Annotated in this window: 28 protein-coding genes; 1 reads left to right on the top strand and 27 read right to left on the bottom strand. The window is 48.2% G+C overall.

Annotated features, from left to right (window positions below):
* Positions 1–4: 4 nt before the first annotated feature.
* From fliE to smc, 25 genes are all read right to left on the bottom strand, one after another.
* The gene (fliE, locus tag KNO91_RS02430; RefSeq protein ID WP_214788822.1) at positions 5–286 is read right to left on the bottom strand and encodes a flagellar hook-basal body complex protein FliE; all 282 of its coding nucleotides are present in this window, start codon (positions 284–286) and stop codon (positions 5–7) included.
* Positions 287–299: 13 nt separating this feature from the next.
* On the bottom strand, positions 300–728 hold the full coding sequence (gene flgC, locus KNO91_RS02425; protein ID WP_214815910.1) for a flagellar basal body rod protein FlgC: 429 nt from the start codon (positions 726–728) through the stop codon (positions 300–302).
* Between the two features lie 3 nt (positions 729–731).
* Positions 732–1,100 carry a flagellar basal body rod protein FlgB gene (gene flgB, locus KNO91_RS02420; protein ID WP_214794100.1) on the bottom strand — a complete coding sequence of 123 codons (369 nt, stop codon included), beginning with the start codon at positions 1,098–1,100 and terminating at the stop codon, positions 732–734.
* A gap of 273 nt (positions 1,101–1,373) precedes the next feature.
* Complete coding sequence (gene codY / locus KNO91_RS02415) at positions 1,374–2,153, bottom strand: GTP-sensing pleiotropic transcriptional regulator CodY (RefSeq protein ID WP_214691812.1); 780 nt, start codon at positions 2,151–2,153, stop codon at positions 1,374–1,376.
* 36 nt (positions 2,154–2,189) lie between these two features.
* Positions 2,190–3,560, bottom strand: coding sequence for an ATP-dependent protease ATPase subunit HslU (hslU, locus tag KNO91_RS02410; protein WP_214788832.1), 1,371 nt, complete (start codon positions 3,558–3,560; stop codon positions 2,190–2,192).
* Positions 3,557–4,105: an ATP-dependent protease subunit HslV gene (hslV, locus tag KNO91_RS02405; RefSeq protein ID WP_214788835.1), complete on the bottom strand. Its 549-nt coding sequence runs from the start codon at positions 4,103–4,105 to the stop codon at positions 3,557–3,559. The genes hslU and hslV overlap by 4 nt, the downstream gene beginning before the upstream one ends.
* Before the next feature lie 11 nt (positions 4,106–4,116).
* Positions 4,117–4,998 carry a tyrosine-type recombinase/integrase gene (locus KNO91_RS02400; RefSeq protein WP_214815906.1) on the bottom strand — a complete coding sequence of 294 codons (882 nt, stop codon included), beginning with the start codon at positions 4,996–4,998 and terminating at the stop codon, positions 4,117–4,119.
* Between the two features lie 184 nt (positions 4,999–5,182).
* Positions 5,183–6,493 carry an FADH(2)-oxidizing methylenetetrahydrofolate--tRNA-(uracil(54)-C(5))-methyltransferase TrmFO gene (trmFO, locus tag KNO91_RS02395; protein ID WP_214794107.1) on the bottom strand — a complete coding sequence of 437 codons (1,311 nt, stop codon included), beginning with the start codon at positions 6,491–6,493 and terminating at the stop codon, positions 5,183–5,185.
* Positions 6,493–8,589, bottom strand: coding sequence for a type I DNA topoisomerase (gene topA / locus KNO91_RS02390; protein WP_214788844.1), 2,097 nt, complete (start codon positions 8,587–8,589; stop codon positions 6,493–6,495). Before topA ends, trmFO begins: the two co-directional genes overlap by 1 nt.
* 65 nt (positions 8,590–8,654) lie before the next feature.
* Positions 8,655–9,449 carry a DNA-processing protein DprA gene (gene dprA / locus KNO91_RS02385; RefSeq protein ID WP_214815903.1) on the bottom strand — a complete coding sequence of 265 codons (795 nt, stop codon included), beginning with the start codon at positions 9,447–9,449 and terminating at the stop codon, positions 8,655–8,657.
* A gap of 50 nt (positions 9,450–9,499) precedes the next feature.
* Entirely contained in the window at positions 9,500–10,417 is a 918-nt protein-coding gene (gene sucD, locus KNO91_RS02380) for a succinate--CoA ligase subunit alpha (protein ID WP_214788850.1), read from the bottom strand.
* A 12-nt stretch (positions 10,418–10,429) separates the two neighbouring features.
* Positions 10,430–11,590 carry an ADP-forming succinate--CoA ligase subunit beta gene (gene sucC / locus KNO91_RS02375; protein WP_214788853.1) on the bottom strand — a complete coding sequence of 387 codons (1,161 nt, stop codon included), beginning with the start codon at positions 11,588–11,590 and terminating at the stop codon, positions 10,430–10,432.
* 121 nt (positions 11,591–11,711) lie between these two features.
* Positions 11,712–11,972: an EscU/YscU/HrcU family type III secretion system export apparatus switch protein gene (locus KNO91_RS02370; RefSeq protein WP_214815900.1), complete on the bottom strand. Its 261-nt coding sequence runs from the start codon at positions 11,970–11,972 to the stop codon at positions 11,712–11,714.
* Positions 11,969–12,823: a hypothetical protein gene (locus KNO91_RS02365; RefSeq protein WP_371816630.1), complete on the bottom strand. Its 855-nt coding sequence runs from the start codon at positions 12,821–12,823 to the stop codon at positions 11,969–11,971. The genes KNO91_RS02370 and KNO91_RS02365 overlap by 4 nt, the downstream gene beginning before the upstream one ends.
* Positions 12,824–12,828: 5 nt before the next feature.
* Entirely contained in the window at positions 12,829–13,581 is a 753-nt protein-coding gene (locus tag KNO91_RS02360; protein ID WP_214794113.1) for a ribonuclease HII, read from the bottom strand.
* Between the two features lie 42 nt (positions 13,582–13,623).
* Positions 13,624–14,484: a ribosome biogenesis GTPase YlqF gene (gene ylqF / locus KNO91_RS02355; protein WP_214788862.1), complete on the bottom strand. Its 861-nt coding sequence runs from the start codon at positions 14,482–14,484 to the stop codon at positions 13,624–13,626.
* A 12-nt stretch (positions 14,485–14,496) separates the two neighbouring features.
* Entirely contained in the window at positions 14,497–15,039 is a 543-nt protein-coding gene (lepB, locus tag KNO91_RS02350) for a signal peptidase I (protein WP_074034770.1), read from the bottom strand.
* A gap of 82 nt (positions 15,040–15,121) precedes the next feature.
* Positions 15,122–15,475 carry a 50S ribosomal protein L19 gene (rplS, locus tag KNO91_RS02345; RefSeq protein WP_015881369.1) on the bottom strand — a complete coding sequence of 118 codons (354 nt, stop codon included), beginning with the start codon at positions 15,473–15,475 and terminating at the stop codon, positions 15,122–15,124.
* A gap of 114 nt (positions 15,476–15,589) precedes the next feature.
* Entirely contained in the window at positions 15,590–16,306 is a 717-nt protein-coding gene (gene trmD / locus KNO91_RS02340; RefSeq protein WP_214794116.1) for a tRNA (guanosine(37)-N1)-methyltransferase TrmD, read from the bottom strand.
* On the bottom strand, positions 16,296–16,811 hold the full coding sequence (rimM, locus tag KNO91_RS02335; RefSeq protein WP_214788868.1) for a ribosome maturation factor RimM: 516 nt from the start codon (positions 16,809–16,811) through the stop codon (positions 16,296–16,298). Before rimM ends, trmD begins: the two co-directional genes overlap by 11 nt.
* 54 nt (positions 16,812–16,865) lie before the next feature.
* Positions 16,866–17,141 carry a 30S ribosomal protein S16 gene (gene rpsP / locus KNO91_RS02330; protein ID WP_015881366.1) on the bottom strand — a complete coding sequence of 92 codons (276 nt, stop codon included), beginning with the start codon at positions 17,139–17,141 and terminating at the stop codon, positions 16,866–16,868.
* 82 nt (positions 17,142–17,223) lie between these two features.
* Complete coding sequence (gene ffh / locus KNO91_RS02325) at positions 17,224–18,564, bottom strand: signal recognition particle protein (RefSeq protein WP_214788871.1); 1,341 nt, start codon at positions 18,562–18,564, stop codon at positions 17,224–17,226.
* 11 nt (positions 18,565–18,575) lie between these two features.
* Positions 18,576–18,899: a putative DNA-binding protein gene (locus tag KNO91_RS02320; protein WP_214702252.1), complete on the bottom strand. Its 324-nt coding sequence runs from the start codon at positions 18,897–18,899 to the stop codon at positions 18,576–18,578.
* Positions 18,900–18,995: 96 nt separating this feature from the next.
* Positions 18,996–20,021, bottom strand: a complete 1,026-nt coding sequence (ftsY, locus tag KNO91_RS02315; protein ID WP_214788874.1) for a signal recognition particle-docking protein FtsY — start codon at positions 20,019–20,021, stop codon at positions 18,996–18,998.
* The gene (gene smc, locus KNO91_RS02310; RefSeq protein WP_214815897.1) at positions 20,018–23,575 is read right to left on the bottom strand and encodes a chromosome segregation protein SMC; all 3,558 of its coding nucleotides are present in this window, start codon (positions 23,573–23,575) and stop codon (positions 20,018–20,020) included. The genes ftsY and smc overlap by 4 nt, the downstream gene beginning before the upstream one ends.
* Positions 23,576–23,689: 114 nt before the next feature.
* Here smc and KNO91_RS02305 point away from each other — a divergent pair, with 114 nt between their 5' ends.
* Positions 23,690–23,884 (top strand): DUF1128 family protein, encoded by a 195-nt coding sequence (locus tag KNO91_RS02305; protein WP_214788880.1) that lies wholly within the window; start codon positions 23,690–23,692, stop codon positions 23,882–23,884.
* A 40-nt stretch (positions 23,885–23,924) separates the two neighbouring features.
* Here the strand turns inward: KNO91_RS02305 and rnc are convergent, their stop codons facing one another.
* Together rnc and acpP are read right to left on the bottom strand one after the other, a co-directional pair.
* The gene (gene rnc / locus KNO91_RS02300; protein ID WP_214693956.1) at positions 23,925–24,641 is read right to left on the bottom strand and encodes a ribonuclease III; all 717 of its coding nucleotides are present in this window, start codon (positions 24,639–24,641) and stop codon (positions 23,925–23,927) included.
* Positions 24,642–24,764: 123 nt separating this feature from the next.
* Positions 24,765–25,004 carry an acyl carrier protein gene (acpP, locus tag KNO91_RS02295; protein WP_214788883.1) on the bottom strand — a complete coding sequence of 80 codons (240 nt, stop codon included), beginning with the start codon at positions 25,002–25,004 and terminating at the stop codon, positions 24,765–24,767.
* Positions 25,005–25,023: the final 19 nt, after the last annotated feature.

Below are 25,023 nucleotides of genomic sequence, written 5' to 3'. Positions count from 1 at the left end.
ACAATTAAACTTGCATTCGCATCATTTCTTGATAGGCTTCAACGGCCTTGTTCCTCACCTCGATAGCAAGTTGCATCGCAATCGACGACTCTTCACTTTGAATCATGACTTGATGAAGGTCAGCTTTTCCGACAGCCAAATCTTTTCGGGCTTGACTTGTCGCTTGTTGTGTTTCGTTCAACGCATTCATCGCTTCATTCAAATATGACCCAAATTGAGATGGGTTCGTTTTCTTCATTGATGGTGTGATCTCTGGGCTCATCAATTGAATTGGGTTAATTTGCATCCTTCGTCACTCCTTATCCTTTTCCAATCTCCATCGCTTTGACGAGCATCGCTTTTGATGCATTCATCGCGGCAATGTTTGCTTCATAAGAACGGGTCGCTCCCATCAGGTCGACCATTTCTTTTAGTAAGTCAACGTTCGGCATTTGGACATACCCACGCTCGTCCGCATCGGGATGACTCGGATTGTAGGCAAGTTTATAAGGAGTATCGTCCTCGATGATTTGAGCCACTTGCACTCCGCCATTGACTGCATTTAGCTGCTTTCGGAAAGGTGCTTCCTGTAACACTGTCATCTTTCTCGTATACGGTTGCCATTCTCCATCGACAAGTTTCCCTCTCGTCGTCTGGGCATTGGCGATGTTTGCTGAAACGGTATCCATTCGTAAACGTTGAGACGTTAACGCTGTAGCTGAAATATGAAAACTATCAAACATCCCCATCGATTAACGACCTCCTCGAATGACAGATTTTAATCCGCCGAGTCTACGATTTAATTGTTCCATCATCGCCTCGTACTGGAGTTGATTACGGGCCAGTTCACTCATCTCATAATCTAAGTCGACGTTGTTGCCATCACTTCGCATCGCCCCACCAGCTCGATCGACGACAGTAGACTGCGTCGAATCACTCGGACGTCCGCCTTGGAGTTTGAGACGCATCTCACTTTGAAGCGTCTGTTCAAATACGGCTTGCTTCGCTTTGAAGTTTGGGGTATCGATATTCGAAAGATTATGACTAATTACTTTCTGATTGAGGACTGAATGATTGATGGCTTGTTTCAATAATTGATAGTCACTACCAATCCAATTCATGGTGCTCACTCACTTTCATATGGTAACTACTGATATATACCTGATTTGGAAATTCCACTATTTCATTGAAACAAATCTGTAACAGTTCTGAAAGATATTTTTTAAAACATAGGTAAATGGGTTCGCATCTTTTTGTCGAATTAACGACAAATCCTGAAAATGATTACTTTTGTACTAAAAAAAACCGCTCCCTCTAAGAGGAAAGCGGTTTTTTAGGAACAAAGTCCCAAATTAAAGTGTTTTCAATGGAAAATGCACATCGAAAGTTGTATTTCAGTTTGATTTCAGTTTTTGTAACTCAAACAAGAAGTTGTCATTTAATATCTTGATATACGTTCCTTTCATTCCTAAAGAACGTGATTCAATGACGCCCGCACTTTCTAATTTGCGCAGTGCATTTACAATGACAGAACGAGTGATTCCCACACGGTCGGCAATTTTGGAAGCAACTAGCAACCCTTCGTTCCCACCAAGCTCTTCGAAAATATGTTCAATCGCTTCGAGCTCAGAATACGATAGTGAATTGATCGCCATTTGAACGACGGCCTTCTTACGGGCTGACGTTTCTGCTTCTGCCGCCTTCTCACGAAGAATTTCCATTCCAACTACCGTCGCACTATATTCTGCGAGGACGAGGTCATCTTCTGTGAATTCGTTTGCCAGTCGACCTAGCACGAGCGTACCTAGACGCTCACCACCACCGATGATTGGGACAATCGTCGTCTTCGAGTTTAGGAATAAATCGTGGTTCTCGACAGGGAACGCCGTATATTCGCTATCAATATCGATATTCGCTGTTGTTTCTTTCACGTTAAACAAGTTAGAAGCATACGGTTCTGGGAACTGTCTGTCCACCAAGAATGCCTTCATGCGGTCGTTCTCAATCTGTTGTTTGATCGCAAAGCCGAGTAGGCGACCACGACGGCTTACGATAAACGTATTGGATTCAAGTACTTCACGCATTTTATCCGCCATTTCTTTAAAGTCAACGTGCGCACTCGCTTCTTGTTGAAGCATCGTGTTTAATTGGCGAGTTTTGTCTAGTAAGTTCATAATGTCTATTTCCTCCCTGTATGTGCATACAGAATCTTATAAAATATATTGGCTGAGGTCTCGGTCATCTGCGATTGACCCGACTTTAGCTTGTACGTAAGCGGGGGTGATTTCCACGCTTGTTTGTGGCATGTCTGCCGCTTCAAATGAAAGATCTTCAAGCACACGCTCCATAATAGTATAGAGTCGACGTGCGCCGATGTCATCGGTCTCGCGATTGACATGCGTCGCAATTTTCGCAATTTCTTCAATCGCTTCATGTGTGAATCGGACCGTTATTTCTTCCGACTCTAATAATGCGGTGTATTGCTTGATCAACGCCTGAGATGGTTCAGTTAAGATTTTGACGAAGTCTTCCTCCGTCAAACTATTCAATTCGACGCGAATCGGGAAGCGACCTTGCAACTCCGGAATCAAATCAGACGGCTTCGCCATATGGAACGCACCGGCTGCGATGAAGAGAACGTGATCCGTTTTGACAGGTCCGTACTTCGTAACGACCGTAGACCCTTCGACAATCGGAAGGATATCGCGCTGCACACCTTCACGAGAGACACCAGCATGGTCTTGTGACTTCGTCGCAATCTTATCGATTTCATCGACGAAGATGATTCCCATCTGTTCACTGCGCTGAACCGCTTCGTCATGCACTTCATTCAAATCTAGAAGATTTTCAGCTTCTTCCGCCACGAGGAGTGGTCTTGCTTCACGGACAGTCAACTTACGTTGCTTCCGTTTCTTCGGAACGATTTGTCCGAGCATATCTTGAAGGTTCGATAACCCTTCCATCCCTTGTCCTTGGAACAAATCCATCGTCTGCTTTTCTTCCAGTTCGACTTCAATGACCCGTTCTTCAAGTTCACCAAGTTCAAGAAGACGGCGAAGTTGTGCCCGATCATTTTTTGACGTATCGGTTGTCGATTCTGGTTGTTGGGTCTGTCCACCGAACAATGCCTCAAACGGGTTTGAAGCACTCGGTGCAGCTTTCGCTTTCCCTTGCAAGGCGTCTAACAACCGCTCTGTCGCTGCTCGTTCTGCAGGCTCCTTGACGTCTTCTTTCTTCTCTTCTTTCACGAGACGAACGGACGCTTCGACAAGATCTCGAACCATTGACTCCACGTCCCGACCGACGTAACCAACTTCCGTAAACTTTGTCGCTTCCACTTTGACGAATGGTGCTCCGACTAACTTAGCTAAACGGCGGGCGATTTCGGTCTTCCCGACCCCTGTTGGACCAATCATTAAAATATTTTTCGGTGTGACTTCGTCGCGAAGGTCCGCACTCAATTTCTGGCGACGGTAACGGTTACGTAAGGCGATCGACACAGCCCGTTTGGCGTCCTTTTGTCCGATGACGAACTTGTCTAGTTCCGATACGATTTGTCTTGGTGTCAACTCTCGATTCATTCAGCAACGCCTCCGATCGTTTCTACAATGACTTGATCATTCGTATACACGCAAAGCTCACCGGCAATTTCGAGAGCGGCTCTTGCGATCTCTTCTGCTGACTTCTCAGCAGAATGGCGGACGAGCGCGCGTCCTGCCGCGAGTGCATAGTTCCCGCCTGACCCGATTGCAAGGATGCCATCGTCTGGCTCAATGACTTCTCCATTCCCAGAGACGAGCAACAAATGTTCCGCGTCCATGACAATCAATAGAGCCTCGAGCTGTCGCAACATTTTATCACCGCGCCACTCTTTAGCAAGCTCGACCGCGGCACGCGGTAAGTTACCGTTATACATTTCAAGTTTCGATTCAAACTTCTCAAACAATGTGAAAGCATCGGCTACGCTACCTGCAAAACCGGCAACGACTTTACCACCGTACAAGCGTCTCACTTTCTTCGCCTTGTTTTTCATAATGACGGCATTCCCGAACGTAACTTGGCCATCTCCGCTCATCGCGCATTGGCCATTGTGTCGAACTGCAAAAATCGTTGTTGCATGAAACATATCGTAACCTCCTACTTTCTTGGATGTGTCGCTTGATAAATCGAACGTAGTCGTTCTGTCGATACGTGGGTATAGCGTCCGGTCGTGGACAACGACTCATGACCGAGCAACTCTTGGACAGCGCGCAAGTCAGCTCCCCGCTCCAATAAGTCCGTTGCAAAACTATGTCGCAACGAGTGCGGGGTCAACGGCTTATGTACCCCACTCTGTTTTCTCAAGCGCTTCATGACATACCGAATTTGGTCTGTTGTCATCCGATTCCCTTTTTGACTCAAAAATAATGCGTTTTCTGTCGGGAGTCCGACGTCTTTACGTATTTCGATGTACTGTTTCAATGATTGTACGGCATATTGACCAATCGGAACGTACCGTTCTTTCTTCCCTTTGCCCATCACATGAACGAAAGCTAAGACTTCGTCAAAGGATGAAAGGTTCATCCCACAAAGCTCTGCGACGCGGATGCCCGTTCCATACAACACTTCGACGATGGCGACGTCTCTCGCCTGTAAAAAAGGGTCATCTTGAATGGAAGCCGCTTCTAACAATTGTTCGACCTCGGTCGGGACGGCGAACGTCGGCAAGGATTGTCGCTTTTTCGGTGAAGTCAGGTCATGAAACAAGGGCTCTCCTCCGTGCTCTCTTGCCATATACTTCCCGAACTGTTTAAGGCAAGATACTTTCTGAGACACCGTAGATGTGGCCAATTGTTTCTCATAAAGGACATATAAATAACGCCGCGCCGTCTGTGCATCGTAGGGATCTTGATGCGTCGATTGGCAATATGCGGCGTACTGGTCGAGCGTTTGCTCGTAGGAGCGTTTCGTATGAGGAGACAGTCGACGTTCAATTTGGCAGTAGCGTAAAAATGATTGTCGATCCTCTAAGAATCCCATTTTATCGCCTCCTCGATGACACGTAAAAACGCATGTTCTCGTCAAATCGAAATTAGCATAGCATACAGAATGTATGGTGACAATAGATAGTCGTTCAATAATCTGAAAATTTTCAAAGTATGAAACAAAATACACAATTGAAATTTTATTTCAAAACAAAAGAGCCAAAAAATGGCTCTCTTGTTCAAAGGTCCTTAAACTGCTGAATCGTTTCTAAAGCTCGGTTGGCGTAACGCTCATACCGTTCTTGTTTTTTCATTTTCTTCGGAGCGTCCTCTAACGTTGGGACCAATCCAAAGTTCGCATTCATCGGCTGGAAATGCTTGCCGTCAGCTGTCGTGATGTAGTGTGCCATCGAACCGAGCATCGTTTCACGTGGTAACACGACGAGCTCTTCTCCTGCGATCATCTTCGCTGCGTTGATTCCTGCCAACAATCCAGATGCCGCTGACTCCACGTAACCTTCCACGCCTGTCATTTGACCAGCGAAGAAGAGTGTGTCTCGCGTGCGTGCTTGATACGTCGGTTTCAACAAGCTCGGCGAATTGATGAACGTGTTGCGGTGCATGACACCATAACGAACGATATCTGCATTCTCAAGTCCAGGAATGAGACGGATGATACGTTTCTGCTCGCCCCATTTCAAATGCGTCTGGAAACCGACAAGATTATAAAGCGTTCCTGCCGAGTTATCCTGACGCAACTGTACGACCGCATAAGGACGTTTACCTGTCTTCGGATCTTCTAAACCGACCGGCTTCATCGGTCCGAAGAGAAGTGTCTTCTTCCCACGCTGGGCCATTACTTCAAACGGCATACATCCTTCGAAGTAAATCTCCTTTTCGAACTCTTTCAGTGGAACGACTTCTGCTTTGACCAGTTCCTCATAAAACACGTCAAACTCTTCTTCCGTCATTGGACAGTTCAGGTAAGCAGCTTCACCTTTATCGTAACGCGACTTCAAATACACTTTATCACGATCGATCGTATCTCCGTCTAGAATCGGAGCGGCCGCATCGTAAAAGTAAAGATAATCTTCACCTGTGAACGCTTTGAGCGATGCCGACAAATCTGGAGATGTCAGTGGGCCTGTCGCAACGATGACAATCCCTTCAGGAATTTCTTTTAGTTCTTCAGTATGCACTGTGACGTTCTCGTGGTTCTTCAGTTTCTCGGTGATGAACCCAGCGAATTCATGACGGTCGACAGCGAGTGCGCCACCAGCTGGAACGCTTGCCGTGTCTGCCGCCTTCAAGATGAGTGAGTCAAGCGTTCGCATCTCTTCTTTCAAAACACCGACCGCGTTTTGAAGACCGTTCGCACGGAGTGAGTTCGAACAAACAAGCTCCGCGAATTGATCCGTGTGGTGCGCCGGCGTTTGACGTACCGGTCTCATTTCATACAAATCTACTTGAATGCCACGCTTGGCGAGTTGCCAAGCCGCTTCGGAGCCGGCCAATCCGGCCCCGATTACAGTTACACGTTGTTGCAACATTAATCCTCCTCTTGCTGATGTACCTCGGTATGGGTACAGTTCGTACATTGATATTTCACGCCGTCTTTAATTTTCTTCTCGACCATCAAACTGTCGCACACCGGGCACGGTTTCGCAACTGGTTTGTCCCATGAGACGAACTCACATTCTGGATAGTTCGAGCATCCATAGAAGAGGCGACCTTTTTTACTTCGACGTTCCACGATTTGTCCGTCCTTACAGTCTGGGCAAGGTACACCAATCTCAACTTGAACTGGCTTCGTGTTCGTACAGTTCGGGAAGTTCGAGCAAGCCATGAACTTACCGTATCGTCCCATTTTGATGACCATCGGCGAACCACATACTTCACAGTCAATTCCTGCAGGTTCATCTTTTACTTCGATTTTCTCAATCTCTTCTTCTGCACGTTTTAAGCGCTTCTCGAATGAACGATAAATCGGGGCCACGACTTCTGTCCACTCGACTTCTTTATGCTCGATCGAGTCAAGGAGCGTCTCCATGTCTGCCGTGAACTGAACGGTGATGAAGTCATTGAAATATTCGTCAATCATTTCAATCACGAGTTCACCGAGCTCTGTCGGAAGGAATTTCTTCTCTTCTAAGACGACATAACCACGGCGTTGGATTGTATCGAGTGTCGGCGCATACGTCGACGGGCGACCAATACCGAGCTCTTCCATCGCTCGGACGAGTCGTGCTTCTGTATAACGTGGCGGTGGTTGCGTGAAGTGTTGTTTCGGTTCAATCGCTTCGAAGCTGACCGTATCTTCGACTTCAAGAGGTGGTAACAAGCCCTCTTTCTCTTGATTCGTATCTTCGATGTCATCGTCTTTCGATTCGATATACACTTTCATGAAACCTGGGAATTTGACGGTCGAGCCATTCGCACGGAAGATCATCCCGTTCGATTCGACGTCGATTTTGACAGTGTCGAGCACTGCCGGCGCCATTTGACTTGCGATCAAACGCTCCCAAATCAATTTATAGAGGCGCAACTGGTCACGAGACAAATAAGGTTTTAGAGAAGCAGGGTCACGGAGTGCTGAAGTCGGACGAATCGCTTCGTGCGCATCCTGTGCGTTTGCCGCTTTCTTTTCCTTTTGCTTCTGTGAGGCGACGTATTCTTCACCGAATGTCGATTCGATGTACTCTTTCGCCTCTCCCTTCGCCAAGTCCGAGATTCGTGTCGAGTCTGTACGCATATACGTGATCAGACCGACCGTCCCCTCTTTCTTACCGAGGTCAATCCCTTCATATAATTGTTGGGCGAGCATCATCGTCTTCTTCGCACGGAAATTCAATTTACGTGCCGCATCCTGTTGCAACGAACTTGTCGTGAACGGCAACGAAGCGTTTCGTTTTCGTTCTTTCTTCGTCACGTCGATGACTTTAAATTCGTCGTTGATGGCGTCAAGAACGGCTTGAGCGTCTTCTTCAGACTTCAATTCCATTTTCTTCCCATCTTTTCCGTAAAATGAAGTCTCAAACGTTTCCCCATCGTGATTCAAGTCGAGCTTGATTGTCCAATACTCTTCTGGGTCGAACGCATTGATTTCACGTTCACGGTCAATAATCATCTTCACGGCAACTGATTGTACTCGTCCGGCAGACAATCCTTTTTTGACTTTCTTCCATAATAGAGGACTCATCCCGTATCCGACGAGGCGGTCTAAAATACGTCGAGCTTGTTGCGCGTCGACGAGGTCATGATTGATTTTACGTGGATGTTTGAATGATTCTTTAATCGCATCTTTTGTAATCTCGTTAAAGACGACGCGACATTCCGTCGTTTCGTCTACGCCGAGTGCGCGAGCCAAGTGCCAGGCAATCGCTTCCCCTTCTCTGTCGGGGTCGGCCGCGAGAAAGATTTTTGTGGCTTTTTTCGCCGCTGTCTTCAATTCTTTTAATACCGGTCCTTTACCACGGATGGTAATATACTTCGGTTCAAAGTCATGTTCGACGTCTACACCGAGTTGACTCTTCGGTAAGTCGATGACGTGTCCCATCGAAGCTTTGACCATATAATTCGGACCTAAATAACGTTTAATTGTTTTTGCTTTCGCAGGTGACTCAACGATCACCAAATATTTTGCCATACATCTGCTCCCCTTTTAGAGGTCATTTAAATCCCTACCATAATATTCATGTTCTCACCGGTTTGTCAACGTACAATCCTGAGATCTCGAATAATTTGATCGGAATTCGTCAATGGAATCGCCCCTTCTTCAATCAATCGATTCGGTCCTTCCGCTAGAGGATCAAGCGGTGAACCCGGTACCGCGAAGACCGTCTTTCCCTGCTCTAGCGCGTGTCCGACCGTGTTCATCGTCCCGCTCTTTCGTCTCGCCTGTAAGACGACGAGTGTATCACCTAGACCACTCACCAATCGATTTCTTTCCAAAAATTGAAATTTTTGAACAGGTGTGTTCGGGGCATATTCACTCAAGAGAATTCCTTGCTTCGGAATTCGCAAGAGCATATTTCGATTCGCTGCTGGATAGAGGTTGTTCAGTCCAGCTCCGAGCACCGCCACGGTCGGACAATTTTTATTTAAAGCATGCTCGTGCACGAGACCATCAATGCCAAGCGCTCCGCCCGAAACCGAAATAGTTTCTTCTATTAAAGAGTGATAGTGTCGCACTAACGATTGACTGATCCGATTCAACTCACGACTTCCGACCATTGCGGTCGTTCTTTCTTGTAGTACCTCTAAATCCCCATCGTAAAACAAACAGTATGGCGGGTTTGGAATCTCGAGCAATCGCTTTGGGAAAGACTCATCTTCCCATGTGACAAAATGAGTATACAATTCGCTTGAGCGAAGAGCCAAACTGGCTCGCTTCCAAACATGTGTAGAAAATTGAGTGCGATGTGTGTCTAACGTCCCGTTCAAATAATGATGCACGAATTCAACAGGAATGCGCGCAGCAGCAAACCGAGCTATTGTTTGATTCATCACAATCTCCCCTTTAAAAAAATGAGGGATGCAAGCATCCCTCATGATTCTTATGTCGTCGGTTGACCCGTGACACACGCTTCGTATAGACCTTCTTTTTTCAAGACACGAATCAACGTTTCACCGATGACTGCTGGTGTTTCAGCTACTTCGATCCCATTCGCGTTCAATGTCTTGATTTTTTCAGCAGCCGTCCCTTTACCACCTGAGATGATCGCGCCAGCGTGTCCCATACGTTTGCCTTCAGGAGCCGTCTGTCCGCCGATGAAGCCGATGACCGGTTTCGTCATGTTCGCTTTCACCCATTCAGCCGCCTCTTCTTCAGCCGTTCCACCGATTTCCCCGATCATGATGACAGCTTTCGTGTCCTCATCATCGTTGAACGCTTTAAGCGTATCGATGAAGTTTGTTCCATTGACTGGGTCTCCACCGATTCCGACAGCTGTCGATTGACCGATTCCTGCCGTCGTCAACTGATGAACTGCTTCATACGTGAGCGTTCCAGAACGTGACACGATTCCGACATGCCCTTTCGTATGAATATAGCCAGGCATGATTCCAAGTTTTGCTTCTCCTGGCGTGATGATTCCAGGACAGTTCGGTCCGATCAAACGAGCCGGTTTGTCTTCGAGATAGCGTTTCACTTGAATCATGTCCACTACAGGAATGCCTTCTGTAATACAGATGATGAGTTCGATGCCACTGTCCGCTGCTTCCATGATCGAGTCGGCAGCGAAAGCTGGTGGTACGTAGATGATTGATGCGTTCGCACCCGTCGCCTCGACCGCCTCAGATACCGTGTTGAAGACTGGAACGTTGTCGAGGACCGTCGTGCCACCCTTACCTGGTGTGACACCACCGACTAATTTCGTGTTATACGCAAGCATTTGTTCACCATGGAACAAACCTTGCTTCCCTGTAATCCCTTGAATGATGACTTTCGTATCTTTATTCGCCCAAATACTCATGTCGTTTCCCCCTTATCGAACAAGTGCTGCGATTTTTTCCGCACCGTCAGCCATCGAGCTAGCTGTCGTGATCGCAAGTCCAGATTCATCGAGAATGCGCTTCCCGGCATCAACGTTCGTTCCTTCTAAGCGAACGACGAGTGGTAAGTCGAGTCCGATTTCTTTCGTCGCTGCGACAATCCCCTCTGCGATGATGTCACACTTCATGATTCCACCGAAAATGTTAACGAAGATTCCTTTGACTTGGTCATCTGACAAAATCAATTTGAACGCTTCCGTTACTTTTTCTTTTGTCGCACCGCCGCCTACATCGAGGAAGTTAGCGGGTTCAGCGCCGTAATGTTTGATGATATCCATCGTCGCCATCGCAAGGCCAGCACCGTTGACGAGACAACCGATGTTTCCGTCAAGCGCGATGTAGCTGAGGTCATGTTTAGATGCCTCGACTTCACGTGGATCTTCTTCCGTCGTATCGCGAAGTGATAGGATGTCTGAATGGCGATAGAGTGCGTTGCTATCGAAGTTCAACTTCGCATCAAGCGCGATGACGTTTCCGTCTTTCGTCGTGACGAGTGGGTTGATTTCTGCGATTGTGCAATCTGTCTCGACGTATACTTTGTACAACTTCATGACCATGTCACTGAACTTGTTCACAAGTTTCGTCGGGACTTCCATTTTAAATGCGAGACGACGTGCTTGGAATGGACGCAAGCCCACAACCGGGTCGACAATCTCTTTATGAATCTTCTCAGGTGTATGTTCAGCGACTTCCTCGATGTCCATACCACCTTCAGATGAACCCATGATGACAATTCGGCCGATCGAACGGTCAAGCACGAGTCCTAAGTAAAATTCTTGGTCAATCGCAGAACCTTCTTCGATATAGAGACGCTGGACAACTTTTCCTTCCGGACCTGTTTGGTGTGTCACGAGCGTTTTCCCGAGAATCTCTGAAGCGTATTGCTTCACTTCTTCATCTGTCTTCGCAAGTTTGACGCCACCTGCTTTACCGCGGCCACCTGCGTGGATTTGTGCTTTCACAACTTTCAAATCACCGTCAAGCTTGGCAGCAGCTGCTACAGCTTCTTCAACAGTAAAGGCTGGATAACCCGTCGGAACGGCTACCCCAAACTCTCTTAACAATTCTTTCGCCTGATACTCATGGATATTCATATGTTTTTCCCCCTTAGTCCCCTTTAATATCGGCACGTCTATTGTAACGAAAAACTGAAAGCGCTGTCTATCGTTCTTGCTTTAAGTTTTCATCTTTTTTTCACATATAACCCTAGACAAATCAAATTTTATCTTGTTCCATCTGATAAAGAAACACAAAAAGTTCGGCAATGACCTGATAGACGTCCTCTGGAATCTGCTCTTCGATGTTTAAGGCTGAGAGTAAGGAAAGGAGTGCCGGGTCCTCATGAACAGGGATTCCGTTCGCCTGGGCAATCTCAAGCATCCGCTCAGCGACGATGCCTGTCCCTTTCGCCACGACGTGCGGGGCCTCCATCGATTGCTCATAAGAGAGTGCGATTGCTTTCTTTGGATCGTTCATATTTGGAGATCCACCTTTCCAAGAGGCGCAAATGTTTCGGGTACACGTTCACGCTTTGCTTCGTATGAAAATGAAGACAAATCAAAATCGACACGTTTCAACCCTTCTTTTAGAAGCGGTTCGTATGTACGAACGTATGGACTTAAATCGTGAGTCTCATTAAATACCCGAACGGACACGTACCGTTTTTGGATCAATACATCGATTCCTGTTTCGCCAAAACGTGGTGTTTCGAGAAACAAGACGATGCGGGCATGGTCGGAATCGATCGCCTCTCGCTTCGGTGCTTCTAAACGAAGTTGAACGTGCTCGAACGGACCTAGTTGCGGTATGTGAAATGCTTGTGCGACGAATGGTGGACTTTGAGTCGCATTAAACGCTTCCTGAGCTCGCACAAACTGTTCGAATTTCGGCTCGCCTTTCGCTTTGAACAGTTCGCCGACGAGCGTCTTTACATCAGACCCCGCCCCGCTCTCTAGCATCGCTTTCCCGGCTGTCTTGACCGATTCTGGTGTCGGAATCGGTTCCCGAATGAAACGGGCGAGCTGTTCGCCTAACGCCTGGAGAGGCGACTTGGCAGCTGTAAGTGATTCTGATGCTTGTGGGACGACTTTCAAGACAAGCTTCGGCTCGACATCCGTGACGACCATTTTATACGTCACATTCTCTTTGACGTTCGCATTGACGCCGACCCGGAAGATTCCTTGCGGCAACTGCATGACCGCCTCATTTCCGGGCAGAAGTTGTAACACTTTCCCGACAATTGTATTCCCGAGTAAAAGCGGTCGCGACGTCTGTTCGGTCACTTTGAACGGTAAGACTCCTTGATGATCGATCCGCAACGCTACCACTCCTTTCACATGTGCTTGATTGGGGCGAATGTACGACGATGGATCGGCGTCACCCCGTGACGTCTCAAGCCTTCTAAATGTGCCTCCGTCCCATAACCAGCATTGTTGGCAAACCCGTAGCCAGGATACGTACGGTCGTATTCTTCCATCATCCGGTCCCTGACGACTTTAGCGATGACACTCGCCGCTGCAATCGATACGCTCAGCGTGTCCCCCTTGATTAGAGACTGTTGGGGAAGATCGAGATCGAGTTTCATGGCGTCGATCAACAGGGCATCGACCTCACCGACTTGACGAATCGCCTCCATCATCGCAAGCTTCGTCGCTTCATAGATATTGATGTCATCGATTACCGCAGGCTCGACGATTCCGACACCGACTTCCGCGACTTCCATGATGAGATCATACGCCGCGTCTCTAGCCGTTTTCGACATTTTCTTCGAGTCGTCCAATCCTGCAATATAAAACCCTTCCGGCAATAGAACGGCGGCCGCCACGACGGGTCCCGCGAGGGGGCCCCGTCCGACCTCATCCACTCCGACAATTCGAGTGAACCCTTCCGCCTTCCATTCACGCTCATACGCCATCCGACGTTCGAAATCGACCCGTTGCGCCTGAACTCGTTCGAATTGGCGCTGTTTTTGCTTAAGCAACGTTTGTACGCCCGCTCGGGGGTCTTGTGACAGGGTGGGAAAGAGTTGTACCCATTCTTCATATCGGATGTCCTCTAGTTGTTGTTTAATCTGTTGAATCGTCACGGTCTTCCTCCTATTCAAAAAAAGCCCTGTTTACACAGGGCTTTACGCCATTTCATGGTCAGCCGGTGTCTCGAGCGAGATCCGTCCGATTTTCTCATGTCGTAGTTCATTCAAAAGCAGTTCGCTTGCCTTTTCAAAGTCGACATAACCGCCACTGATCAAACCGCGCTTCTTCCCGATCATCTCAAGGAGCTCCACGCCGTCTTCAGGTAACGTTTCGAGCTTGAATCGTTCCTTTAATTGTTCCGGATAACGAGCATGCAACTCACGAACCGTATACAAGGCGATATCGTCCAAGTTAAGAATCTCATCTTTAATCGCGCCTGTCGCGGCTAGACGATACCCGACGAGCTGGTCCTCGAATTTCGGCCAGAGAATCCCTGGCGTATCCAAGAGCTCCATCTCGCCGCCCTTCATCTTGATCCACTGCTGACGCTTCGTCACGCCTGGTCGGTCACCTGTGATGGCGATGTTACGCCCGGCAAGACGGTTGATGAGTGTCGACTTCCCGACGTTCGGGATCCCGATGATGAGCGCACGAATCGGTCCAGGGTTACGTCCCTTTTCACGCATGCGGTCATGTTTTTCTTTCATCAACTTTTGAGCACCTGTGATGAGCTGTTTCAAGCCTTTGCTATGCTTCGCATCGACTGCGACGACTTCAACGTCCTCACTCTTCAAGGCGCGTAACCATGCATCCGTCACGGCCGGGTCGGCCATGTCTGCCTTGTTCAAGACGATGAGTCTTGGCTTACCAGCCGTAATCTCGTCGACCATCGGGTTGCGGCTCGATTGCGGTACACGTGCATCCACGAGCTCGATGACGACATCAATCAATTTTAATTTTTCAGTAACTTGTCTTCTTGCTTTGGCCATGTGGCCAGGAAACCATTGAATTGCCAAAAAAGCACCACCTTAATCTTCTACCGTGCCAACATCGTCGAGCGGCCAGAAGATGAAGTTCGTCTTGCCGACAATCTCCTCTTTCGACACAAATCCGATTTCACGACTGTCCTTCGAGTTTTGACGGTTATCTCCCATGACGAAGTATGAGTCTTCAGGAACGACTGACTCGCCTGTCACTTGTTCAAGCGTGAAGTTCTCCGTCAACGGGAACCCGTTCATCTGTGCGCGGAACTCGTCTAAATACGGTTCTTCAACCGCTTCACCGTTAATATAGAGCACGTCATCTCGATATTCGAGCGTGTCGCCTGGGATGGCGATGACACGTTTAATATAGTCTTTTGATTCTGTCGCATGGAATACGACGATATCGCCTCGGTCTAGCTCACCAACATAGTTCGAAATTTTACTGACGATCATTCGATCCGCATTGTGGAGTGTCGGCATCATCGACTCCCCTTCAACGATGACAGGAACGAAGATGAACGTCCGGATGACGAACGCGATGACAAGAGCGACAACGATGGCCTTTAGCCAACTAAACACTTCTTTCAACTTCACTCACTCCTCTATCCATTTGAACTTATTGTACTAGAAAAAAAGAAGCTTGTCGCAAGCGACAAGCTTAATTCCCATCTTAACGACGGATTTCTTTAATACGTGCTGCTTTACCGCGAAGGTTACGGAGGTAGTAAAGTTTCGCACGGCGAACTTTACCGTAGCGTACTACTTCGATTTGCGCAACGCGTGGTGAGTGAAGCGGGAATGCACGCTCAACACCTACGCCGTAAGAAATCTTACGGACTGTGAATGTTTCGCTGATGCCGCCACCTTTACGCTTGATAACAACGCCTTCGAAGATCTGGATACGCTCACGCGTTCCCTCTACAACTTTAACGTGGACACGTACTGTGTCACCAGGACGGAAAGCAGGTACGTCCGATTTGAATTGTTCTTCTGTGATTTCACGGAACAGTTTTTGTGTGTTCATGAATCATATCTCCTTTTTCTTCAATGTTCATATCTTCATATGCCCAAGCATCCAATAGCGGAACATCGGTAATCGATGGGTTTAACCCACATGCTCAAACATAGCATATATTTCTCAATCGCGCAACGATTGAAGAAACTTTTTATCGTCTTCCGTCAGCTCGATTTGCTCGAGTAAATCCGGACGACGTCGATACGTTCTCGCGAGCGATTGCTCGCGTCGCCACGTCTCGATACGAGCGTGATTTCCAGACAGGAGGACGTCCGGCACTTTCAACCCGCGAAATTCCGCAGGGCGTGTGTAGTGCGGATACTCAAGGAGACCGGTCGAGAACGAATCGTCTTCGTGGCTCGCCTGATCACCAAGGACGTCCGGGAGCAGTCTCACCGTCGCATCAATCATCACCATCGTCGCGAGCTCCCCACCCGTCAAAACGAAATCGCCGATGGACACTTCGTCCGTCGCCAGTTCATCGTGGATGCGCTGGTCGAATCCCTCATAATGTCCACACAAAAAGATTAGATGCTCTTCACGGGCCCATTCTTCCGCCATCTGTTGATTGAACGGCTTTCCGGTCGGCGTCGTGAGAATGACACGTGGTGACTTCGCTTCGATCGAGTCAAATGCATCAAAGATTGGTTGTGGGGTGAGCAACATGCCCGCTCCTCCTCCGTACGGATAGTCATCGACTTTATGATGCTTGTTCGTTGAAAAATCCCGAAAATTGATGAACGACATATCCACTTGTCCGAGCGCTTTCGCTCGGCCGACGATGGAATGGTCGAGCGACTTGAACATGTCCGGGAATAACGTCAACACATCAATCTTCATCGTCAATCATTCCAGGGATTGGGGTGATGACGACCCGTTTCGCTTCCACGTCAATCTCTTTCACGACCGATTCGATGTAAGGAATGAGCGCGTCCGACTTGCCTGGTCGTTTGATGACCCATACGTCGTTCGCACCTGTCTCAAAGATATCATCGATTACCCCGATTGCCTCGCCATCGACAATCGCCTCGCAACCGATAATCTCGTGATAGTAATATTCATTCTCCGAGAGGTTGTGCACGTGTTCGGCATGGACGTACAACTTCAACCCTTTATATTTCTCGATGAGGTTGATGTTTTCAAATCCTTTGAACGTGACGAGATGAAACTGTTTATGCGGACGATATGTCGTGATCGTCATCTCTTGTTTCGTTCCGTCCACGTCAAGGAACAACGTATTTCCTTTTTTAAATCGTTCTTCCGGGAAGTCTGTCGCCGCCAAAATCTTTACTTCCCCTTTAAGGCCGTGCGTATTGGCGATTTTCCCAACGTATAACCAATCCATTCGCGTTCCCTCCTCAACAAAATAGGCCGACCTCAGAAAAGGTCGGCCACATCATTACTTCGCGTTTTTCGCGTTGTGGAATTTCTCCATGATCCCTGCTTTAGAGAACAAGTTACGTACTGTGTCAGATGGCTTCGCGCCGTCTGCCAACCATTTGAGAGCGAGTTCTTCGTTGATGCGAACTTCAGCTTCTGGTTTTGCAACCGGGTTGTAGTGACCAACTTGCTCGATGAAGCGACCATCACGTGGTGAACGTGAGTCTGCTACAACGATACGGTAGAAAGGTGATTTTTTTGCGCCCATGCGCTTAAGACGAATTTTAACTGCCATGGTAATATACCTCCATCATGTGTTTAAGAATTGACAACTTTTATAGTATACAGCTTTTTTGTCCGACTGACAAAAGTTTTTGTTAGAAGAACGGAAGACCTAAGCCCTTTTTCTTCCCTTTCATTTGTCCTGACATTTGCTTCATCAGCTTCTTCATGTCATCGAACTGTTTGATGAGACGGTTCACTTCTTGAATCGAGCGACCGCTCCCTTTTGCGATCCGTTTCCGACGACTCGCATTGAGCACTTCCGGGTTGGAACGCTCATGTTTCGTCATCGAACGAATAATCGCTTCGACGTGATCGAGTTGTTTCTCGTCGATTTGGACGTTCTTCAACCCTTTCATCTTACCTGCACCAGGTAACATCGAAAGTAATTCATCAATCGGGCCCATGTTTTTCACTTGACCCAACTGTTCAATGAAATCATCGAACGTGAATGACGCGTCGCGAATTTTGCTTTCTAGCTCTCTCGCTGCGTCTTGGTCCATTTGTGTCTCGGCTTTTTCAATGAGCGAGAGCACGTCCCCCATTCCAAGAATCCGTGACGCCATGCGCTCTGGATGGAATGGTTCGAGGGCATCCAACTTTTCTCCGAGACCGACGAACTTAATCGGCGCTCCCGTGACTGCCTTGATCGAAAGGGCTGCCCCGCCTCGTGTATCTCCGTCGAGCTTTGTGAGCACGACCCCGGTGATTCCGAGTTTCTCATTGAAACTGTCGGCCACATTGACCGCATCTTGACCTGTCATCGAGTCGACGACAAGGAAGATCTCATTTGGTTTGGCAATCGTCTTCACATTTTCGAGCTCACCCATGAGCGTCTCGTCGATATGAAGGCGACCCGCCGTATCGATCAACACGAAATCGTGATGATTTGTTTTTGCGTACTCGAGTGCTTTCGTCACAATCTCTTCCGGCTTCACTTGATCGCCAAGTGAGAAGACCGGTAAATCAAGTTGTTTCCCGAGTGTCTCGAGCTGCTTGATTGCCGCCGGACGATAAATATCCGCCGCGACGAGAAGTGGACTGCGGTTATGCTTTTTACGAATCAAGTTCGCTAGCTTCCCGGTCGTTGTCGTCTTACCTGCCCCTTGTAGCCCGACCATCATGACGACTGTCGGTGGTTTCTGACTAAATGAGATCGGGACGACATCGCTTCCCATCAAATTCGTCAACTCTTCGTGAACGATTTTGACAACTTGTTGACCTGGCGTCAATGATTTCATGACATCCTGACCAACCGCACGCTCTTTCACGTCATTGACGAATTGCTTGACCACTTTAAAGTTGACGTCGGCTTCTAGTAAGGCGAGGCGAACCTCACGCATCATCTCTTTGACATCAGTCTCCGAGATTTTCCCTTTACCACGCATCTTTGAAAGCGTCGCTTGCAACCGTTCTGATAATCCTTCAAATGCCATGCTCCAGCCCCCTACTCTAAATTCTCAAGCGCAGAAATCGTGGCATTCACGTCATCCGTGAGCTCGACTTGACGTTTGAGGGTCTGAAGAAGTTGCTGACGCTGTTCGAATTTTTCGAATAGAGCGAGCTTTTCCTCGTACTGTTCAAGCATCGTTTCTGTACGCTTTATGTTATCGTAGACCGCTTGACGGCTGACTTCAAACTCTTCCGCTATCTCTCCGAGCGAGTAGTCATCTAGGTAATAAAGAGACATATAGTTGCGCTGTTTCGGTGTGAGGAGCGCTTGATAGAAATCGATGAGATAGTTCATGCGATTCGTTTTTTCGAGCGTCAAACCTTTCACCTCCACATGTTAAGTGAAATCCCTTTACAACTACCTATAGTACAGCCGTGCCTAGTACTTGTCAAGTTTTTTTCTTAACAGCAAAACTTAGGCGAGGTCTTTGTTTGTGTCCTCTTTTTCAGTCGAGTCGTCTTCTGACTTCTCTTCGAAAACGTCCCCGAATAACCCTAGGACGAACTGTTCTGGATCGAACTCTTGTAAATCGTCCATCTTTTCACCAAGACCGACATATTTGACCGGGATGTCGAGTTCATTTCGAATCGCGAGCACAATCCCACCTTTAGCCGTCCCGTCGAGCTTCGTCAAGACGATTCCGCTCACGTTCGTCGCTTCTTTGAACGCTTTAGCTTGAATCATGGCGTTTTGTCCTGTCGTTGCATCTAATGCGAGCAAGACCTCATGCGGACCGTTCGGAACTTCTCGTTCGATGACACGCTTCACTTTTTCGAGTTCTTTCATTAGATTCACTTTATTTTGAAGACGTCCCGCCGTGTCACAGATGAGGACGTCCATGTTACGCGACTTCGCGGATTGGACGGCATCGTATACGACAGCAGCCGGATCTGATCCTTCCGTTTGACGGATAACAGGAACGCCGACACGCTCTCCCCAAACTTGGAGTTGTTCGATTGCCCCTGCACGGAACGTATCCCCTGCCGCGAGCATGACGTTACGACCTTCCGACTTCAATTGATGCGCCAGTTTTCCGATTGTCGTCGTCTTCCCGACCCCGTTCACACCGACAAACAAGATGACCGTAAGTCCATCTTGCATATTCAGTTCGCGGTCTGATTCGTCTTCTTGGAGGCGTTTCGCTACTACTTCAACGAGTGCATCCCGAACTGCGACCGGGTCTTTTAAGTTGCGGCGTTTCACTTCTTCTTTCAAATCTTCGACAAGATCCATCGTCGTCGTGACGCCGACATCCGCTTGGATGAGCAAATCTTCGAGTTCATCGAAGAAGTCCTCATCCACCTCGCGGAAACGATAGACGAGGTCGTTGACGGCACTCGCAAACCCGTCACGTGTCTTCGTCAACCCGTCTGTAAACTTTTGTGACACCTCTTGGGTAGATGTCGTTAATTTCTCTTTTAATTTCTTGAAAAAACTCAACGTGATTCCTCCATCTCTTCATCCATTTCTACGACACGTTTTGCTTCAGACAGTTCGACCGATAACACTTCGGACACCCCGTTCTGTTGCATCGTGACGCCATAAAGCGTGTCCGCCGCTTCCATCGTGCCTTTTCGGTGCGTAATGATGACAAACTGCGTGTCAATCGATAGCGTGCGAATATATTCCCCGAACCGGTGTACGTTCGCCTCATCAAGAGCCGCCTCGACCTCATCGAGGACACAGAACGGTACCGGACGCGTCTTCAGTATCGCAAACAATAAGGCGATCGCTGTGAGTGCGCGTTCTCCACCAGACAATAGACTGAGCGTCTGTAGCTTTTTGCCAGGCGGTTTGGCAACGATCTCGATTCCTGTGTTCAGCAAGTCCGATTCATCAACAAGTTTTAAGTCGGCCTCACCTCCACCGAATAACTCGGTGAACGTCTGTTTAAAGTGTGCCCGTACGTTCGTATACGTTTCTTTAAAGAGACGTGTCACTTCACGGTCCATCTCGGCGATGATCTCATACAAATCTTCTTTTGCACTGACCAAGTCATCTCGCTGTTCAGACAAGAACGTAAAGCGTTCGTGAACGCTATCAAACTCTTCGATTGCATTCAGATTGACCGGTCCGATTTCCTCAATTTGACGAACGAGCAATTTAAACTCTTCTTTCGCTTCATCAAGAGGAATCTCGAGCGCTGGTAAGAGTTCTGCGACAAGACCCTGTTCTTCTAACGCATCGAGCTTCCATTGTCGCTTCAATTCGAACTCTTGCTTCGCCGTCTCTAGTTTTCGGACGACCGCTTCTGCCTGTCGTCGCGCTTCCGTCGCCTGGTCGACACGCTGACGCATGATCCGGTACGCTTCTTCATTCGACTTGAGCGTTGTTGCCATTGCTTGTAGCGACTCTTGAATCTCGTTGAATTCGAGCTTGGCCGTGGTAAGCGTCGCTTCTAATTCAGCAGATGAAACGACTTCTCCACTATCGAGGCGCGTGAGTTCACGCTCCATCTGATTGTTTCGTTCCTGTAGACGATTAAGTTCAGTCGTCAAGCGCTCCAATTCATATCGAACACGTTCTTCTTCGAGCGTATGGCGTTGCAGGTCGAGTTCGTTTTGGCGAAGCGCCGTTTCGAGTTGCCCCGTACTCTCGGCACTTTTTGACTGTTCGGCACGGAGCGATTCTAGACGGACACGAATATCCGCTTGCTCTTTGTCCGTATCTGCCAAGGCTTTCGTCAATCTTTCGAGCTCGGCTGTCGACGTCTCAATCGTCCGTTCATAGCGCATCATCTCGTGATCGAACAGTTCAAGTTGTGATTTGGCATCGAGTGAGGCACGTTCAGCAGTGCGGTAAGTAGCCTCGACCTCTCGAAGCGTGACTTCGACGGTACGTTTTTCGTCTCGAAGTGTCGATAGTGCTTGAGTAATCGTTGTCAATGCTTCCGTATACTCTTGAAGACGTTGCTTTTGCTCATGGAGCATGGCAAGACCTTGTGTCAATCCTTGTTTCAAGTCATCTAGTTCACGCGATTGTGTAAACAAAGCCACACCTTGCTTACGACTACCACCTGTCATCGAACCGCCGACGTTCACGATGTCTCCCTCGAGTGTGACGACGCGGAAACGATATCCGGTCGACTGTGCCATTCGGTTCGCGACTTCTAACGTCTCCGCGACGAGCACCGCACCGAGGAGTGATTGTTTTAACGTCTCAAACGATTCGTCCGTCTCGACCAAATCGGACGCCACACCGACAAACCCATTCATCGATTCGAGGCGATGCATCACTTCGGTCGGTACGAATCTCGGCTTGATCGTCGTCAGCGGCAAGAATGTCGCACGACCCGCGTTCGCTTTTCGCAATTGATCGATTTCACGGCGACCGACTGTCTCGTCTGTGACGACGACATGTTGCTGCGTCTGACCGAGAGCTGTTTCGATCGCTGCTTCATACGAAGGACGAACACGAATGAGTTCAGCGACGGCACCGAGCACACCTGCAGAACGATTTTTCAACACGAACTTGACCGCATGGAAATAACCTTCATACGATTGCTTCATCCGTTCGAGCATTTCGATCCGATCTTCTGTTTTTTGACGACGACGCTCGAGATCATAGTAAGACGTCTCCGCCCGCGTTAATTTCTCACGGATCGTCGTTTCTTGATCGTGAAGTTCCGCCTCTTTATCAGTCAATTGTTCAAAACGACTTTGTACCTCTTCGTACTGTTTTTGCGCCGCTAACAGTGTCGCTTCTTGTGAAGAACGGTCATCGAGACGATGTTTATTCTCACGAAGAAGTCGTTCTTTCGACTCGATGGCGACATCGATATCCCGTTGTTCCCGCTTTTGTTGGTTACTGATTGTCGCTCGCGTGGTCGCGAGTTCGAACGCTTCACTTTGTAACGCTTCGATTTCAGAATTGAAATCACGCGATGCGGCTGTCAACTGTTGTTGAAGCGCATCTCTCGCCTCAGTCGTTTGGCGCAACGTATCTACTTTTTGAGACAATTCATCACGAACGGTCTGCAACCGTGTCTCAAGCTCTGCCATCTCAGTTTTTACTTCTTCACGTTGACGCAAGAGACGGTCTTTCATCTCGGCACCGTGCTCTTCTTGGGCTTTTGCGAGCTTGATGTCACCCGTCAAACGCTCGACATACGTCGACTGTTCGCGCTCCTTTTGATTCAATTCAGCCAACTCGTCACGAAGTGTCGAAAGTGTCGCCTCGAGTTGACTACGTTCTTCGGTAAGGTTCTGTACCGAACGGTCGGAGTTAGACAATTGCTGAATGGATTCTGTGTGACGTACCGTCACCTGCTCGATTTCTTGTTGAAGCATTTGAATTTCGGCACCCATGATACCCGTTTCAAGCTCGTCATGACGGGCTTTTGCCACTTTATACTCCCGAGCAAGCGCTGCTTGTTCGCGAAGGGGCTCTACCCGGTCAGCCAACTCAAATAAGATGTCGTCGACACGAGATAAGTTCAACTCCGTATCTTGTAATTTACGCTCAGCCTGTTTTTTACGCTGGCGATACTTGAGGACTCCCGCCGCCTCTTCGATGACGGCCCGGCGATCTTCCGGTTTCCCGGAAATGACTTGTTCGACCCGCCCTTGCCCGATGATAGCGAATGCATCGCGGGAAAGACCTGTGTCTAAAAATAAATCAATCACGTCTTTTAGACGACATGGTTTTTTATTCATAAAATAGTCGCTGTCCCCACTCCGGGTCACGCGACGGGTCACACTCACTTCTTCATAAGGGAGACGTAACTGTTCGTCGCGATTATCGAGGACGAGTGTGACCTCGGCGACGTTTCGGTGATTCTCACCTTCACTTCCGGCAAAGATGACATCTTCCATCTTGGCACCGCGCAGTGATTTGGCCGACTGTTCTCCAAGTACCCAGCGAACAGCGTCCGATATATTGGATTTCCCGCTCCCGTTCGGCCCTACTACAGCCGTGACGCCGGGACGGAAATCTAATTCAATTCGCTTGGCAAATGATTTAAAGCCAGCGAGTTCGATTCGTTTTAAGTGCATCGTGACCATCCTATCCGCAGTAAGCATTCATCTGTATATTTTACCACAGTTAACAGTTCGTCAAAATGCCAGAATCATGCTATTCTTAAAAGAACTGTAGAAAGGGGAATACAGATGACGAATGAACAGATGATTGAAGCGATTTTGGATAAGATGAACATTATTAACCGCGGTGCGATCAAAGCGGAAGAATATAATGAGGCTGACCCATCAGCGGTGAAAGAGATTTATGAGTACGTGATGACACGTTCTTCCCTCTCTTTATCAGAAGTCGACGGAATCGTCGAAGAGCTCGGTCAATTGACATGAAAAAGGAGTGGAACCATGGTGAATGGTCCACTCCTTTTGTTTATAAATCTGCGTATCGCCGATTAAAAGCGATGAGCGCTTCTTTCGCTGCCAATTGTTCCGCTTCTTTTTTAGAACGCCCGACCCCTTCACCGACAATATCGTCGCTGAGACGTGCATGAGCCACAAATTCTCGGCTATGTGCCGGTCCGCGCTCTTCGATGATCTCATAAGTGACCGGACCTAACCCTTCACGTTGCACGCTTTCCTGCAACTGGCTCTTGAAATCAGTCTGTTCTTCAAATACTCCGGCTAAGACTTTCGGAAAAACCGCTTCGGCGAGGAATCGTTCGACTGCCTCAATCCCTTGGTCTAAATAAAGAGCACCGATATAGGATTCGAAGACATCGGCAAGTAATGCCGGACGTTTTCGTCCACCAGTCAACTCTTCACCTTTTCCAAGCAAGATGAAGTCAGAGAAGGCATAGGCCTCCGCAAAATTCACGAGTGACGGTTCACAAACAATCGCCGCCCGTAACTTTGTTAATTCCCCCTCGGAGCGCTCCGGATAAGTCTCATATAGGAACCGGGATACGGTCAATTCTAATACGGCATCCCCTAAAAACTCTAAGCGTTCATTGTCTTTTCGCAACCCACGCTGCTCATTCACATAAGATGAATGCGTGAACGCCTGCATGAGCAAGTCGTGATTTGAAAACTGAACGTCTAAACGCTCTTCTAATGACTTGAATAACTCTAAGATGCGTGCTCGTTCCATTTCCTGACGTCGACGCCGTTGCGCCGATCCTTGACGGTCAAACCGCCGTTTTTCTTTTGTCATAATTCCCTCCATGAATAAGCACAAGCCCACCACTCGGGACCGAGCGGTGGGATGGCTTGATTACACTTTTGTTTCGATGTATGCGACTACGTCGCCAACAGTTGCAAGTTTCTCAGCGTCTTCGTCTTCAATCGTGATGTCGAATTTGTCTTCGAGGTCCATCACCATTTCCATTACTTCAAGCGAGTCAGCGCCAAGGTCGTCCTTGAACGATTTCTCTGCCGTGATCTCAGAAACGTCTTTTCCGAGTTTCTCTGCTACTGCTTCTTGTACGTCTACTAAAATTTGTTCTTTTGTCATGATAAAATCCCTCCAAAGG

This window comes from Exiguobacterium sp. s59, from assembly GCF_018617475.1.
Lineage (GTDB): Bacteria > Bacillota > Bacilli > Exiguobacteriales > Exiguobacteriaceae > Exiguobacterium > Exiguobacterium aestuarii.
The sequence above is the reverse complement of the archived record's forward strand: the minus strand, read 5'-3'. Positions and strand labels throughout refer to the sequence as shown.

Coding starts and splice junctions, on each gene's coding strand:
- fliE (WP_214788822.1), bottom strand. CDS start 286: ATGCAAATTAACCCAATTCAATTGATGAGCCCAGAGATCACACCATCA.
- flgC (WP_214815910.1), bottom strand. CDS start 728: ATGGGGATGTTTGATAGTTTTCATATTTCAGCTACAGCGTTAACGTCT.
- flgB (WP_214794100.1), bottom strand. CDS start 1,100: ATGAATTGGATTGGTAGTGACTATCAATTATTGAAACAAGCCATCAAT.
- codY (WP_214691812.1), bottom strand. CDS start 2,153: ATGAACTTACTAGACAAAACTCGCCAATTAAACACGATGCTTCAACAA.
- hslU (WP_214788832.1), bottom strand. CDS start 3,560: ATGAATCGAGAGTTGACACCAAGACAAATCGTATCGGAACTAGACAAG.
- hslV (WP_214788835.1), bottom strand. CDS start 4,105: ATGTTTCATGCAACAACGATTTTTGCAGTTCGACACAATGGCCAATGC.
- KNO91_RS02400 (WP_214815906.1), bottom strand. CDS start 4,998: ATGGGATTCTTAGAGGATCGACAATCATTTTTACGCTACTGCCAAATT.
- trmFO (WP_214794107.1), bottom strand. CDS start 6,493: ATGTTGCAACAACGTGTAACTGTAATCGGGGCCGGATTGGCCGGCTCC.
- topA (WP_214788844.1), bottom strand. CDS start 8,589: ATGGCAAAATATTTGGTGATCGTTGAGTCACCTGCGAAAGCAAAAACA.
- dprA (WP_214815903.1), bottom strand. CDS start 9,449: ATGAATCAAACAATAGCTCGGTTTGCTGCTGCGCGCATTCCTGTTGAA.
- sucD (WP_214788850.1), bottom strand. CDS start 10,417: ATGAGTATTTGGGCGAATAAAGATACGAAAGTCATCATTCAAGGGATT.
- sucC (WP_214788853.1), bottom strand. CDS start 11,590: ATGAATATCCATGAGTATCAGGCGAAAGAATTGTTAAGAGAGTTTGGG.
- KNO91_RS02370 (WP_214815900.1), bottom strand. CDS start 11,972: ATGAACGATCCAAAGAAAGCAATCGCACTCTCTTATGAGCAATCGATG.
- rplS (WP_015881369.1), bottom strand. CDS start 15,475: ATGAACACACAAAAACTGTTCCGTGAAATCACAGAAGAACAATTCAAA.
- trmD (WP_214794116.1), bottom strand. CDS start 16,306: ATGAAGATTGATGTGTTGACGTTATTCCCGGACATGTTCAAGTCGCTC.
- rimM (WP_214788868.1), bottom strand. CDS start 16,811: ATGGATTGGTTATACGTTGGGAAAATCGCCAATACGCACGGCCTTAAA.
- rpsP (WP_015881366.1), bottom strand. CDS start 17,141: ATGGCAGTTAAAATTCGTCTTAAGCGCATGGGCGCAAAAAAATCACCT.
- ffh (WP_214788871.1), bottom strand. CDS start 18,564: ATGGCATTTGAAGGATTATCAGAACGGTTGCAAGCGACGCTTTCAAAG.
- smc (WP_214815897.1), bottom strand. CDS start 23,575: ATGCACTTAAAACGAATCGAACTCGCTGGCTTTAAATCATTTGCCAAG.
- KNO91_RS02305 (WP_214788880.1), top strand. CDS start 23,690: ATGACGAATGAACAGATGATTGAAGCGATTTTGGATAAGATGAACATT.
- rnc (WP_214693956.1), bottom strand. CDS start 24,641: ATGGAACGAGCACGCATCTTAGAGTTATTCAAGTCATTAGAAGAGCGT.
- acpP (WP_214788883.1), bottom strand. CDS start 25,004: ATGACAAAAGAACAAATTTTAGTAGACGTACAAGAAGCAGTAGCAGAG.